Raw genomic sequence first — 16,273 nt, forward strand, 5'->3', positions numbered from 1 at the left:
AGGCGGCGCCGGCTGGATGGAAGGGAGAGACGGGTAGTCGATCTGGTAGATGCGGCGTACAGGATGCACGGTCAAGGCGATACGGATAGTCCTGCCCGGTCGACGCATGATCCTGGTCTTGGTGCCGGCGAGCGGCGGGTTCAGTTCGATGAGTCCCAGCGTGTCGAGGAGCTTGTGGAAGATGAATGAGCTGCGGGGTTCAGGTTGTAGTTTGCCGTTGTCGGCTGCTCAGCTGGAGGTTTGGTTTGCCCAGCAGCTTGATCCTGATAATCCGATCTGGAATATCGCGGAGTATTACGTTATTGAGGGTGATCTTGATGTAGCGCTGTTGGAGCGGGCTGTGCGGGTGGCCGTGGGGGAGGCGGAGTGCCTGCGGGTCCGGTTCGGCATTGTTGGTGATGAAGTGCGGCAGACGGTGGTTCCTTGTGAGGATTGGGAGTTCTCGGTCGTTGATTTCACGGGCGAGGTTGATCCTGATGGGGCGGCGCTGGGGTGGATGCGGGCTGATGCCGGGACTGTGGTGGCATTGGATGCGCCGGTGTTGTTCCGGTTCGCGTTGCTGAGGGTTGGCCCGGATCGTGCGGTGTTGTATCAGCGTGCTCATCATTTGTTGTGGGATGGTTTTAGTGAGGCTTTGTTTGTCGCTCGTGTGGCGGGGATTTATACCGCGGTTCAGGAGGGCCGGTCGTACGGGGATGGTGTGTTTCCGCCGTTGGCGGGTTTGATCGAGGAGGAGCTGGCCTACCGGGAATCGGCGCGGTTCGAGAAGGATCGCGGGTTCTGGGCGGGGAGGTTCGCGGGGCCGGTGGAGTTGACGAGCATGTCGAGCCGGCCGATCACCGCGGTGCGTACCTTCGTGCGTCGTGGTGTGACTTTGGGGGTGGGGGTTGCGGAGCGGATGCGGGCGGTGGCGTGGGGGCATCGTGTCGCGTGGCCGACGTATCTGATCGCGGCGACGGCGTGTTATGTGCAGCGGGTTACCGGGGTTGGTGATGTGGTGTTGTCGTTGCCGGTGACCGCGCGTACGTCGGCTGTCACCAAGGCGACGCCTGGCATGCGTGCGAATTTGGTGCCGTTGGTGTTGGCTGTTCGGCCGGGGATGGGCCGGGGTGATGTGCTGGCGCACGCGTCGCGGGAGGTGGGTCTCGTTGTGCGTCATCAGCGTTTCCGCACCCGGGAGATCCGGCAGATGATGGGACTTTCACCCGAGGACCGTCGTCCGGTTGGTCCCGAGGTTAACGTGGCGAATATCTTCGGCCGGATGAGCTTCGGCACCGCGACGGTGAAGGTGTTCGACCTGACAACCGCGCCCAGCGACGATCTCACGATTCTTATGCACGACAGTGAGGACGGCGGCCTGCGCGTAGAGATGAATGCGAACACCGACCTGTATGACGTGGCGGATGTGGAGGCGCATCTCGCGCGTTTCACCGCGTTTCTTGACACCTTTACCACCGCGCCCGCGGACCAGCTGCTGAGCACCATTGATGTGCTCGGGCAGGAGGAGCGTCGCCGGTTGTTGGTGGAGTGGAATTCGTCGGCGGTCGAGGGTGGTTTCGCGGGTGTGGTGGAGCGGGTTCGTGAGCGGGCTGTGGCTGCTCCGGATGGTGTCGCGGTCTTGGACGATGCGGGTTCGGTGTCGTATCGGGAGTTGGTCGCTCGGGCGAACGCGGTGGCCAAGAAGTTGCCGGCGGGTGTGTTGGTGGGATTGCTCGGCGATCCGGGTGTCCGGTATGTGTCGGCGGTGCTGGGCGTGCTCGGCGCCGGGGGGGCGTATGTTCCCTTTGATCCGGCCGCGCCGGTGGCCCGCATAGCGGATCTGATCGCCGACAGCGGCATCGAGGTGCTGATCGTCGCACCGGAGTATCTGGACCTGGCTCGTGAGGTCGCCACTGGCGTGCGGGTGCTGGTGTTCGACGACGCGGTGGACGGCGACCTGGGCCCGGTGCGGGGGGTTGAGGACGACCTGGCGTATGTGATGTTCACCTCGGGGTCGACGGGCCGGCCCAAGGGGGCGATGGTGCACCGGCGCGGGATGGTCAATCATCTGCTGGCCAAGGTGGAGGATCTCGGGCTGGACTCGTCGGATGTGGTGGTGCAGAACGCGCCGTTGACGTTCGACATCTCGGTGTGGCAGATGCTGGCCGCCCTGATCGTGGGCGCGCGGGTGCGGGTGGTCTCCCGGGAGAGCGCGATGGATCCGCAACGGTTGTTCGGCATTGCGGGTGTGACGGTGCTGGAGGTGGTGCCCTCCCTGCTGCGGGCCGCCCTGGATACCAAAGTGACGGTGGCTGAGCCGGGGTTGCGGTGGCTGCTGGTCACCGGGGAGGCGTTGCCGGCGGAGTTGTGCCGCCGGTGGCTCCAGAGTTACCCGGCCGTCCCGGTGATGAACGCCTACGGCCCGACCGAGTGCTCCGATGATGTCACTCATGCGGTGATCCGTAACCCCGGTGAGGTTGCGGGGCTGCGTACCCCGATCGGTCGGCCTGTTCGCAACACCCAGCTTTATGTGCTGGGTGATGACCTGCAGCCGGTTCCGGTGGGGGTGCCGGGTGAGCTGTATGTGGGCGGTGTGGGTGTCGGTCGTGGGTATTTGAATGACCCGGCCCGGACTGCGGCGGTGTTCGTGGCCAGCCCGTTTGGTGGGGGCCGGTTGTATCGGACGGGTGACCGGGTGGTGTATCGGCCGGATGGGCAGTTGGAGTTCCTGGAGCGCCGCGACTTCCAGGTGAAGATTCGTGGACACCGGATCGAACTCGGTGAGATCGAGACCGCGATCCGGTCGGCCGACGGGGTGCGGAACACGGTGGTCACCGCCGATCGGCAGCGCCTGGTCGCCTATGTGGTGGGCCAGGTCGAGCCCGGCGCACTCCAGGCACATGTCGCCGCCCTGTTGCCGGACTACATGGTCCCCGCGGTGGTCATGATCCTTGACGCACTACCGCTGACCTCGAACGGCAAGCTGGACCGTAAAGCGTTGCCGGAGCCGGACTTCACGGCCACCGCTGAGGGGCGTGGGCCGCGTGATCCGCGTGAGGAAGTGTTGTGTGCCTTGTTCGCCGAGGTCCTCGATGTGGACTCGGTGGGTATTGACGACAGCTTCTTCGATCTCGGTGGGCATTCACTGCTCGCGGTGAGGCTGATCAGCCGGGTCCGTGGCGCGTTGGGTGTTGAGCTGTCGGTCCGGGATGTGTTCGACGCGCCGACGGTGGCGGGTCTGGCCGGGCGGATGGGTGATGAGGGCCGGAGTCGGCCGGTGCTGGTGGCCGGGCCGCGGCCGGGTGAGTTGCCGTTGTCGTTCGGCCAGCGGCGGTTGTGGTTCCTCAACGTGCTCGAAGGGGCCTCGGCGACCTACACCATTCCGGTGGCCTTGCGGTTGACCGGTGAGCTGGACCGGGACGCATTGGCCGCTGCCCTGGCCGATGTGGTGGAGCGGCATGAGGTGCTGCGCACGGTGTATCCGGAGGTCGACGGCCGGCCGGTGCAAGAGATCAAGGGCCAGGGGCCTGAGCTGGTGATCAGCGAGGTGATCGAGGCGGAGTTGCCGGGCGCGATCCAGGCCGCGTGTTCGGCCGGGTTCGATCTCATCGGCGAGTTGCCGATCCGTTCTCAGCTGTTCATCCTCGGTCCGACCGAGTCCGTGTTGCTGTTGGTGATCCATCACATCGCCGGTGACGGCTGGTCGGCGATGCCGCTGGCGCGTGATTTCGCTGCGGCGTATGAGGCACGCTGTTCGGGGATGGTGCCGGGGTGGAAGCCGTTGCCGGTGCAGTATGTGGATTACGCGTTGTGGCAGCGGGAGCTGCTGGGGAGTGAGGATGACGAGCGGAGCCTGATTTCGGAGCAGCTGGGGTTCTGGACCAGGGCGCTGGAGGGGTTGCCGGAGGAGATCGCGCTGCCGGCCGATCGGCCGCGTCCGGCGATCGCCAGCTACCGGGGTGACGCGTTTGAGTTCGTGCTCGCTCCGGAACTCACGGCCGGGCTGGGCGTGTTGGCCAGGCAGAACAACGCGAGCCTGTTCATGGTGTTGCAGGCCGGGTTGTCTGTGTTGTTGAGCAAGCTGGGTGCGGGCACGGACGTCCCGCTGGGCAGCCCGGTGGCGGGCCGGACCGATGACGCCCTCGATGATCTTGTCGGGTTCTTTGTCAACACGCTGGTGTTGCGTACCGACTTGTCCGGTGATCCGACGGTGCGGGAGTTGCTGGGCCGGGTGCGGGATGCCGATCTGGCGGCGTTCGCGCATCAGGATGTGCCGTTCGAGCGGCTGGTCGATGTGCTCAACCCGGCCCGGTCCAGGTCGCGGCACCCGTTGTTCCAGGTGATGATGGCGCTGCAGAACAACGCGGCCGCACGGATCGAACTGGCCGGCCTGGAGGTGAGCACCGAACCGCTCATCAGCCCGGCCATTGACGACGACTTGTTCGTCGAATTCACCGAGCACGGTGATGGCAGTGTCGGTGTGCTGGTCACGTATGCCACCGACCTGTTCGACCGCGCGACGGTTCAGCGGATGTCGGAGCAACTGGTCCGCGTTCTCGACGGCATGGCATCTGGCGTGGATGCGGCGTTGAGTGCGATCGATGTGCTCGGGCAGGAGGAGCGTCGCCGGTTGTTGGTGGAGTGGAATCCGCCTGCGGTCGAGGGTGGTTTCGCGGGTGTGGTGGAGCGGGTTCGTGAGCGGGCTGTGGCTGCTCCGGATCATGTCGCGGTCACCGATGATTCCGGCTCGGTGTCGTATCGGGAGCTGGTGGGTCGGGCGAACGCGGTGGCCAAGAGGTTGCCGGCGGGTGCGTTGGTGGGGTTGCTGGGCGATCCGGGGGTCCGGTATGTGTCGGCGGTGCTGGGCGTGCTCGGCGCCGGGGGGGCGTATGTGCCCTTCGATCCGGGCGTGCCGGTGGCCCGCACCGCGGGTCTGGTCGCCGACAGCGGCATCGGGGTGCTGATCGCCGCACCGGAGTATCTGGATCTGGCCCGCGAGGCCGTCGGGGCCGGTGGTGTGCGGGTGCTGGTGTTCGACGACGCGACGGACGGCGATCTGGCCCCGGTGCGGGGGGTTGGGGACGACCTGGCGTATGTGATGTTCACGTCGGGGTCGACGGGCCGGCCCAAGGGGGCGATGGTGCACCGGCGCGGGATGGTCAATCATCTGCTGGCCAAGGTGGAGGATCTCGGGCTGGATTCGTCGGATGTGGTGGTGCAGAACGCGCCGTTGACGTTCGACATCTCGGTGTGGCAGATGCTGGCCGCTCTGATCGTGGGCGCGCAGGTGCGGGTGGTCTCCCGGGAGACCGCCATGAACCCGCAACAGCTGTTCGGCATCTCGGGTGTGACGGTGCTGGAGGTGGTGCCCTCTCTGCTGCGGGCTGCTCTGGATGTGTGGGATGCGGGTGTCCCGGTTCCCGAGCTGGGGTTGCGGTGGCTGGAGTCAGCCGGGGAGGCGCTGCCGGCGGAGCTGTGCCGCCGCTGGCTTCAGCGTTACCCGGCTGTGCCGGTGATGAACGTTTATGCCCCGACCGAGTGTTCCGACGGTGTGACGGGTGCGGTGATCCGTAGCCTTGATGAGGTTGCGGGGTTGCGTACCCCGATCGGTCGGCCTGTTCGCAACACCCAGGTCTATGTGCTGGGTGATGATCTGCAGCCGGTTCCGGTGGGGGTGCCGGGTGAGTTGTATGTGGGCGGTGTGGGTGTCGGCCGCGGGTATCTGAACGACTCGGCCCGGACTGCGGCGGTGTTCGTGGCCAGCCCGTTTGGTGGGGGCCGGTTGTATCGGACCGGTGACCGGGTGGTGTATCGGCCGGATGGGCAGTTGGAGTTCCTGGAGCGCCGTGATTTCCAGGTGAAGATTCGTGGGCACCGGATCGAGCTCGGTGAGATCGAGACCGCGATCCGGTCGGCCGACGGGGTGCGGAACACGGTGGTGACCACCGGCGAGCAGCACCTGGTCGCCTACGTGGTACCGGCGGCCGGGCCGTTGGATACTGCTGTGTTGAGGGAGTATCTGACCGGTTTGCTGCCGGAATACATGCTGCCTGCGGTCTATGTCACGCTGGATGAGCTGCCCTTGTCGTCGAACGGCAAGCTGGACCGCAAAGCGTTGCCGGCGCCGGACTTCACGACCCCGGCTTCGGGCCGTGGCCCGCGGAACCCGTGGGAAGAGGTCATGTGTTCGGTGTTCGCCGAGGTACTCGGCGTCGACTCGGTGGGCATCGATGACAGCTTCTTCGATCTGGGTGGGCATTCACTGCTCGCGGTGAGGTTGATCAGCCGGGTCCGTGGCGCGTTGGGTGTTGAGCTGTCGGTGCGGGATGTGTTCGACGCGCCGACGGTGGCGGGTCTGGTCGGGCGGATGGGTGATGAGGGTCGGAGCCGGCCGGTGCTGGTGGCCGGGCCGCGGCCGGGTGAGTTGCCGTTGTCGTTCGGCCAGCGGCGGTTGTGGTTCCTTAACGTGCTCGAAGGGGCCTCGGCGACCTACAACGTTCCGATGTTGCTCCGGCTGAGGGGCAGCCTGGACCGGGATGCCTTGGCCGCTGCCCTGGCCGATGTGGTGGAGCGGCACGAGGTGCTGCGCACGGTGTATCCGGAGGTCGACGGCCGGCCGGTGCAGGTCATCAGGAGCGACCGGCCCGAACTCGTGGTCAGGTCGGTCACCGAGGCGGAACTCCCGGCCGCGATCCCGGCCGCTTGCTCGGGCGGTTTCGACCTGACTGCGGAGTTGCCGGTGCGGGCCGAGCTATACGTGCTCGGCCAGTCTGAGTATGTGCTGCTTGTCGTGTTGCACCACATCGCCAGTGACGGCTGGTCCATGATGCCGCTGGCGCGTGATTTCGCTACGGCCTATGAAGCACGCTGTTCGGGGATGGTGCCGGGGTGGAAGCCGTTACCGGTGCAGTATGTGGATTACGCGTTGTGGCAGCGGGAGCTGCTGGGGAGTGAGGATGACGAGCAGAGCCTGATTTCGGAGCAGCTGGGGTTCTGGACCAAGACGCTCGACGGCTTGCCCGAGGAGATCGCGCTGCCGACCGATCGGCCGCGTCCGGCGATCGCCAGCTACCGGGGCGACGCGTTCGAGTTCGTGCTCACCTCGGAACTCACGGCCGGGCTGGAGGTGCTGGCCAGGCAGAACAACGCGAGCCTGTTCATGGTGTTGCGGGCTGGGCTGTCGGTGTTGTTGAGCAAGCTGGGTGCGGGCACGGACATCCCGCTGGGCAGCCCGTTCGCGGGCCGGACCGATGACGCCCTCGATGATCTTGTCGGGTTCTTTGCCAACACGCTGGTGTTGCGCACCGACTTGTCCGGTGATCCGACGGTGCGGGAGTTGCTGGGCCGGGTGCGGGATGCCGATTTGGCGGCGTTCGCGCATCAGGATGTCCCGTTCGAGCGGCTGGTCGAGGTGATCAATCCGGCTCGGTCTCAGTCGCGGCAGCCGTTGTTCCAGGTGATGATGGTGCTGCAGAACAACGCGGCCGCACGGGTCGAGCTGCCCGGCCTGGACGCCGGTGTCGAGCCCCTCACCGCGCCCGCCGCGGACTTCGATCTCGAATTCGACTTCGACGAACACGATGATGGCAGCATCGGCGTGCTTGTCACGTATGCCACCGACCTGTTCGACCGCGCGACCGTTCAGGAGATTTCAGCCCGGCTGGAGCGGGTGCTGAACGGCATGGCATCTGGCGTGGATGCGCCGTTGAGTGCGATCGATGTGCTCGGGCAGGAGGAGCGTCGCCGGTTGTTGGTGGAGTGGAATCCGCCTGCGGTCGAGGGTGGTTTCGCGGGTGTGGTGGAGCGGGTTCGTGAGCGGGCTGTGGCTGCTCCGGATGGTGTCGCGGTCTTGGACGATGCGGGTTCGGTGTCGTATCGGGAGTTGGTCGCTCGGGCGAACGCGGTGGCCAAGAAGTTGCCGGGGGGCGCGTTGGTGGGATTGCTGGGCGATCCGGGGGTCCGGTATGTGTCGGCGGTGCTGGGCGTGCTCGGCGCCGGGGGGGCGTATGTGCCCTTTGATCCGGGCGCGCCGGTGGCCCGCATAGCGGATCTGATCGCCGACAGCGGCATCGAGGTGCTGATCGTCGCACCGGAGTATCTGGACCTGGCTCGTGAGGTCGCCACTGGCGTGCGGGTGCTGGTGTTCGACGACGCGACGGACGGCGACCTGGGCCCGGTGCGGGGGGTTGAGGACGACCTGGCGTATGTGATGTTCACCTCGGGGTCGACGGGCCGGCCCAAGGGGGCGATGGTGCACCGGCGCGGGATGGTCAATCATCTGCTGGCCAAGGTGGAGGATCTCGGGCTGGACTCGTCGGATGTGGTGGTGCAGAACGCGCCGGTGACGTTCGACATCTCGGTGTGGCAGATGCTGGCCGCCCTGATCGTCGGCGCGCAGGTCCGGGTGGTCTCCCGCGAGACCGCGATGGATCCGCAACGGTTGTTCGGCATTGCGGGTGTGACGGTGCTGGAGGTGGTGCCCTCCCTGCTGCGGGCCGCCCTGGATACCAAAGTGACGGTGGCTGAGCCGGGGTTGCGGTGGCTGCTGGTCACCGGGGAGGCGTTGCCGGCGGAGTTGTGCCGCCGGTGGCTCCAGAGTTACCCGGCCGTCCCGGTGATGAACGCCTACGGCCCGACCGAGTGCTCCGATGATGTCACTCATGCGGTGATCCGTAACCCCGGTGAGGTTGCGGGGCTGCGTACCCCGATCGGTCGGCCTGTTCGCAACACCCAGCTTTATGTGCTGGGTGATGACCTGCAGCCGGTTCCGGTGGGGGTGCCGGGTGAGCTGTATGTGGGCGGTGTGGGTGTCGGTCGTGGGTATTTGAATGACCCGGCCCGGACTGCGGCGGTGTTCGTGGCCAGCCCGTTTGGTGGGGGCCGGTTGTATCGGACGGGTGACCGGGTGGTGTATCGGCCGGATGGGCAGTTGGAGTTCCTGGAGCGCCGCGACTTCCAGGTGAAGATTCGTGGACACCGGATCGAACTCGGTGAGATCGAGACCGCGATCCGGTCGGCCGACGGGGTGCGGAACACGGTGGTGACCACCGGCGAGCAGCACCTGGTCGCCTACGTGGTACCGGCGGCCGGGGCGCTGGATACCGCTGTGCTGAGGGAGTATCTGACCGGTTTGCTGCCGGAATACATGCTGCCTGCGGTCTATGTCACGCTGGATGAGCTGCCCTTGTCGTCGAACGGCAAGCTGGACCGCAAAGCGTTGCCGGCGCCGGACTTCACGACCCCGGCTTCGGGCCGTGCCCCGCGCAACCCGCGGGAAGAGGCCATGTGTTCGGTGTTCGCCGAGGTCCTCGGCGTCGACACCGTCAGCATCGATGACAGCTTCTTCGATCTCGGTGGGCATTCACTGCTCGCGGTGAGGTTGATCAGCCGGATCCGTGGCGCGTTGGGTGTTGAGCTGTCGGTCCGGGATGTGTTCGACGCGCCGACGGTGGCGGGTCTGGTCGGGCGGATGGGTGATGAGGGCCGGAGTCGGCCGGTGCTGGTGGCCGGGCCGCGGCCGGGTGAGTTGCCGTTGTCGTTCGGCCAGCAGCGGCTGTGGTTCCTCAACCTGCTCGACGGGGCCTCGGCGACCTACAACCTGCGGATGACCTTGCGGTTGACCGGTGAGCTGAACCAGGACGCATTGGCCGCTGCCCTGGCCGATGTGGTGGAGCGGCATGAGGTGCTGCGCACGGTGTATCCGGAGGTCGACGGCCGGCCGGTGCAGGTCATCAGGAGTGACCGGCCCGAACTCGTGGTCAGGTCGGTCACCGAGGCGGAACTCCCGGCCGCTTGCTCGGGCGGTTTTGACCTGACTGCGGAGTTGCCGATGCGGGCCGAGCTATACGTGCTCGGCCAGTCTGAGTATGTGCTGCTTGTCGTGTTGCACCACATCGCCAGTGACGGCTGGTCGGCGATGCCATTGGCGCGGGATTTCGCGGCGGCCTATGAAGCACGCAGCTCGGGGATGGCGCCGCAGTGGAAGCCGTTGCCGGTGCAGTATGTGGATTACGCGTTGTGGCAGCGGGAGCTGCTGGGGAGTGAGGATGACGAGCAGAGCCTGATTTCGGAGCAGCTGGGGTTCTGGACCAGGACGCTGGAGGGGTTGCCGGAGGAGATCGCGCTGCCGGCCGATCGGCCGCGTCCGGCGATTGCCAGCTACCAGGGCGACGCGTTCGAGTTCGTGCTCACTCCGGAACTCACGTCCGGGCTGGAGGTGCTGGCCAGGCAGAACAACGCGAGCCTGTTCATGGTGTTGCGGGCTGGGCTGTCGGTGTTGTTGAGCAAGCTGGGGGCGGGCACCGACATCCCGCTGGGCAGCCCGGTCGCCGGTCGGACCGATGACGCCCTGGATGATCTTGTCGGGTTCTTCGTCAACACGCTGGTGTTGCGTGCGGATCTGTCTGGTGATCCGACGGTTCGGGAGTTGCTGGGCCGGGTGCGGGATGCCGATCTGGCGGCGTTCGCGCATCAGGATGTGCCGTTCGAGCGGCTGGTCGACGTACTTAACCCCGCCCGGACCAGGTCGCGGCACCCGTTGTTCCAGGTGATGATGGTGCTGCAGAACAACGCGGCCGCACAGGTCAAGATGACCGGCCTGGACGCCACCGTCGACCCGCTCCGCCCCTCGGTTACGGACTTCGACCTGAATTTCGATTTCACCGAGCACGGTGATGGCGGTGTCGGTGTGCTGGTCACGTACGCCACCGACCTGTTCGACCGCGCGACGGTTCAGCGGATGTCGGAGCAACTGGTCCGCGTTCTCGACGGCATGGCATCTGGCGTGGACGCGCCGTTGAGTGCGATCGATGTGCTCGGGCAGGAGGAGCGTCGCCGGTTGTTGGTGGAGTGGAATCCGCCTGCGGTCGAGGGTGGTTTCGCGGGTGTGGTGGAGCGGGTTCGTGAGCGGGCTGTGGCTGCCCCGGATGGTGTCGCGGTCACCGATGATGCGGGGTCGGTGACGTATCGGGAGTTGGTCGCTCGGGCGAACGCGGTGGCCAAGAAGTTGCCGGCGGGTGCGTTGGTGGGATTGCTCGGCGACCCGGGGGTCCGGTATGTGTCGGCGGTGCTGGGCGTTCTCGGCGCCGGGGGGGCGTATGTGCCCTTTGATCCGTCGGCGCCGGTAGCTCGGACCGTTGGTCTGGTCGCCGACAGCGGTGTTGAGGTGCTGATCGTCGCGCCGGAGTATCTGGACTTGGCCCGTGAGGCCGTCGGGGCCGGTGGCGTGCGGGTGCTGGTGTTCGACGATGCGGTGGACGGTGATCTGGCCCCGGCGCTGGGGGGTGAGGATGATCTGGCGTATGTGATGTTCACCTCGGGGTCGACGGGCCGGCCCAAGGGTGTGATGGTGCACCGGCGGGGGATGGTCAATCATCTGCTGGCCAAGGTGGAGGATCTCGGGCTGGATTCGTCGGATGTGGTGGTGCAGAACGCGCCGTTGACGTTCGACATCTCGGTGTGGCAGATGCTGGCCGCTCTGATCGTGGGCGCGCAGGTCCGGGTGGTCTCCCGCGAGACCGCGATGGATCCGCAACGGTTGTTCGGCATTGCGGGTGTGACGGTGCTGGAGGTGGTGCCCTCCCTGCTGCGGGCCGCTCTGGATGTGTGGGATGCGGGTGTCCCGGTTCCCGAGCTGGGGTTGCGGTGGCTGGAGTCGGCCGGTGAGGCGCTGCCGGCGGAGCTGTGCCGCCGCTGGCTTCAGCGTTTCCCGGCTGTCCCGGTGATGAACGTTTATGCCCCGACGGAGTGTTCCGACGGTGTGACGGGTGCGGTGATCCGTAGCCTTGATGAGGTTGCGGGGTTGCGTACCCCGATCGGTCGGCCTGTTCGCAACACCCGGGTGTATGTGCTGGGTGATGATCTGCAGCCGGTTCCGGTGGGGGTGCCGGGTGAGTTGTATGTGGGCGGTGTGGGTGTCGGCCGCGGGTATCTGAACGACTCGGCCCGGACTGCGGCGGTGTTCGTGGCCAGCCCGTTTGGTGGGGGCCGGTTGTATCGGACCGGTGACCGGGTGGTGTATCGGCCGGATGGGCAGTTGGAGTTCCTGGAGCGTCGTGATTTCCAGGTGAAGATCCGCGGGCATCGGATCGAGCTGGGTGAGATCGAGACCGCGATCCGGTCGGCCGACGGGGTGCGGAACGCGGTCGTCACCGCCGGTGAGCAGCATCTGGTCGCCTACGTGGTGGGCCAGGTCGAGCCTGACGCGCTCCAGGCACACGTCGCCACTCTGCTGCCGGACTACATGGTCCCCGCGGTGTTCATGATCCTTGACGCACTACCGCTGACCTCGAACGGCAAGCTGGACCGCAAAGCGTTGCCGGCGCCGGACTTCACGACCCCGGCTTCGGGCCGTGCCCCGCGCAACCCGCGGGAGGAGGCCCTGTGTTCGGTGTTCGCCGAGGTCCTCGACGTCGACTCGGTGGGCATCGATGACAGCTTCTTCGATCTGGGTGGGCATTCACTGCTCGCGGTGAGGTTGATCAGCCGGATCCGTGGCGCGTTGGGTGTTGAGTTGTCGGTGCGGGATGTGTTCGACGCGCCGACGGTGGCGGGTCTGGTCGGGCGGATGGGTGATGAGGGCCGGAGCCGGCCGGTGCTGGTGGCCGGGCCGCGGCCGGGCGAGTTGCCGTTGTCGTTCGGCCAGCGGCGGCTGTGGTTCCTCAACCTGCTCGAAGGGGCCTCGGCGACCTACAACATCCCGATGCTGCTCCGGCTGAGGGGCAGCCTGGACCGGGATGCCTTGGCCGCTGCCCTGGCCGATGTGGTGGAGCGGCACGAGGTGCTGCGCACGGTGTATCCGGAGGTCGACGGCCGGCCGGTGCAGGTCATCAGGAGCGACAGCCCCAAACTCGTGGTCAGGTCGGTCACCGAGGCGGAACTCCCGGCCGCGATCCCGGCCGCTTGCTCGGGCGGTTTCGACCTGACTGCGGAGTTGCCGGTGCGGGCCGAGCTATACGTGCTCGGCCAGTCTGAGTATGTGCTGCTTGTCGTGTTGCACCACATCGCCGGTGACGGCTGGTCCATGATGCCGCTGGCGCGTGATTTCGCGGCGGCCTATGAAGCACGCAGCTCGGGGATGGTGCCGCAGTGGAAGCCGTTGCCGGTGCAGTATGTGGATTACGCGTTGTGGCAGCGGGAGCTGCTGGGGAGTGAGGATGACGAGCAGAGCCTGATTTCGGAGCAGCTGGGGTTCTGGACCAAGACGCTCGACGGCTTGCCCGAGGAGATCGCGCTGCCGGCCGATCGGCCGCGTCCGGCGATCGCCAGCTATCGGAGTGAGACGGTCACTTTTGAGTTGGATGCGCTGTTGTATCGGGGGTTGGCTGAGCTCGGGCGTGAGACTGGGGCGAGCCTGTTCATGGTGTTGCAGGCTGGGCTGTCTGTGTTGTTGAGCAAGCTGGGTGCGGGCACGGACATCCCGCTGGGCAGCCCGGTGGCGGGCCGGACCGATGACGCCCTCGATGATCTTGTCGGGTTCTTTGTCAACACGCTGGTGTTGCGCACCGACTTGTCCGGTGATCCGACGGTGCGGGAGTTGCTGGGCCGGGTGCGGGATGCCGATCTGGCGGCGTTCGCGCATCAGGATGTCCCGTTCGAGCGATTGGTCGAGATGATCAATCCGGCTCGGTCTCAGTCGCGGCAGCCGTTGTTCCAGGTGATGATGGTGCTGCAGAACAACGCGGCCGCACGGGTCGAGCTGCCCGGCCTGGACGCCGGTGTCGAGCCCCTCAACGCGCCCGCCGCGGACTTCGATCTCGAATTCGACTTCGACGAACACGATGATGGCAGCATCGGCGTGCTCGTCACGTACGCCACCGACCTGTTCGACTGTGCAACGGTTCAGCGGATGTCGGAGCAACTGGTCCGCGTTCTCAACGGCATGGCATCTGGCGTGGATGCGCCGTTGAGCGCCATTGATGTGCTCGGGCAGGAGGAGCGTCGCCGGTTGTTGGTGGAGTGGAATTCGTCGGCGGTCGAGGGTGGTTTCGCGGGTGTGGTGGAGCGGGTTCGTGAGCGGGCTGTGGCTGCTCCGGATGGTGTCGCGGTCTTGGACGATGCGGGTTCGGTGTCGTATCGGGAGTTGGTCGCTCGGGCGAACGCGGTGGCCAAGAAGCTGCCGGGGGGCGCGTTGGTGGGATTGCTCGGCGATCCGGGTGTCCGGTATGTGTCGGCGGTGCTGGGCGCTCTCGGCGCCGGGGGGGCGTATGTGCCCTTCGACCCGGCCGCGCCGGTGGCCCGCATAGCGGATCTGATCGCCGACAGCGGCATCGAGGTGCTGATCGCGGCGCCGGAGTATCTGGATCTGGCCCGCGAGGCCGTCGGGGCCGGTGGCGTGCGGGTGCTGGTGTTCGACGACGCGACGGACGGCGACCTGGGCCCGGTGCGGGGGGCCGAGGACGACCTGGCCTACGTGATCTACACCTCGGGGTCGACGGGCCGGCCCGAGGGGGCGATGGTGCACCGGCGCGGGATGGTCAACCATCTGCTGGCCAAGGTGGAGGATCTCGGGCTGGATTCGTCGGATGTGGTGGTGCAGAACGCGCCGTTGACGTTCGACATCTCGGTGTGGCAGATGCTGGCCGCCCTGATCGTGGGCGCGCGGGTGCGGGTGGTCTCCCGCGAGACCGCGATGGATCCACAACGGTTGTTCGGCATTCCGGGTGTGACGGTGCTGGAGGTGGTGCCCTCCCTGCTGCGAGCCGCCCTGGATACCAAAGTGACGGTGGCTGAGCCGGGGTTGCGGTGGCTGCTGGTCACCGGGGAGGCGTTGCCGGCGGAGTTGTGCCGCCGCTGGCTCCAGAGTTACCCGGCCGTCCCGGTGATGAACGCCTACGGCCCGACCGAGTGCTCCGATGATGTCACTCATGCGGTGATCCGTAACCCCGGTGAGGTTGCGGGGCTGCGTACCCCGATCGGTCGGCCTGTCCGCAACACCCAGCTCTATGTGCTCGGTGATGACCTGCAGCCGGTTCCGGTGGGGGTGCCGGGTGAGCTGTATGTGGGCGGTGTGGGTGTCGGCCGCGGATACCTGAACGACTCGGCCCGCACCGCGGCGGTGTTCGTGGCCAGCCCGTTCGGCCAGGGCCGGCTGTATCGCACCGGTGACCGGGTGGTGTATCGGCCGGACGGCCAGTTGGAGTTCCTCGAACGCCGCAAGTCGGACCGTGAAACGCTACCAGAACCGGCTCCGGACTCCATGTCGGCGCCTGTGCCGCGCGGGCCACGCAACCTGCGGGAAGAAGCTCTGTGTGCCCTGTTCGCCGAGGTACTCGGCGTCGACACCGTGGGCATCGACGACAGCTTCTTCGACCTGGGCGGCCATTCGCTACAGGCCGTCAAGCTGATCAGCAGGATCCGCAACACGGTCGATGCTGAACTTTCCATTCGGGACCTGTTTGACACGCCGACGGTGGCGGGCCTGGCCGGGCGCGCGGATGTCAGTGGCTCGGTCAACTCGTTTGAGGTGTTGCTGCCACTGCGGGTGACAGGGCATCATACGCCGATTTTCTGCGTGCACCCGGTGGGCTGCGTCGCCTGGCCGTATATCGCGCTGACCGCGCAGCTCGGCCCGGACTTCCCGGTGTACGGCCTGCAGGCGCGGGGCATGCTGGAGCCGGACCGGGTACCGGAAAGTGTCGAGCAGATGGCGGCCGACTATCTCGAGCAGGTCCGCACCGTCCAGCCCGAAGGGCCCTACCACCTGCTGGGCTGGTCATTCGGCGGTGTGGTCGCCCATGAGATGGCGCGGCAGTTGCAGCAGGCAGGGCAGACCGTCGCGTTGCTGGCCAGCCTGGACAGCCACCCGGTGGCCGAGGCAGGCGAGGTGGAGCTGACCAGCGATACCGAACTGCTGCGAGCCATCCTTGCCCTCTTCGGGCATGCGGCGCCGCAGCGGCCTTCGGCGGCCGAGGTACTGGAGATCCTCAGGCACGAGCACAACCTCGCGGTGCTGGCGACAGAGGAACAGTTGATGAACGTGGTCGCCGCATGGCGTGCGAACGTCGAGCTGAACCTGGCTCACCGGCCCGGCAGGGTCGGAGGCCGGATGTTGCACTTCGTGGCCGGCCGCGAAAACACCCCGGGCGATTGGACGCCGTTCGCGGAGACCGTCGACAACCACCGAATCGACTGCGGGCACGATGAGATGCTGCAGCCCGAGCCGCTGGCTGAGATCAGCCGAGTCCTCGCCAAGGAAATCATCCCGAAGGAATAGGAGGCCGATCGTGCCTGACGCGCTGATCCCGTGGCGGGGCAAAACCATTGTCGCGACAGCGGATCGTGAAAGAGATTCTGA

General features: G+C 66.6%; 1 protein-coding gene. It reads left to right on the forward strand.

What is annotated here, in order from left to right; translation table 11 throughout:
- Positions 1–181: 181 nt before the first annotated feature.
- A complete protein-coding gene (locus tag OIE13_RS09110) occupies positions 182–16,192 on the forward strand; it encodes a non-ribosomal peptide synthetase (protein WP_326829867.1) in 16,011 nt (5,336 codons plus the stop codon).
- Positions 16,193–16,273 lie beyond the last annotated feature (81 nt).

The organism is Streptosporangium sp. NBC_01810, from assembly GCF_035917355.1.
GTDB lineage: Bacteria > Actinomycetota > Actinomycetes > Streptosporangiales > Streptosporangiaceae > Streptosporangium.

What these genes read in the sequence shown, in the direction of transcription:
- OIE13_RS09110 (WP_326829867.1), top strand. Translation starts at nt 182, where the DNA reads ATGAATGAGCTGCGGGGTTCAGGTTGTAGTTTGCCGTTGTCGGCTGCT.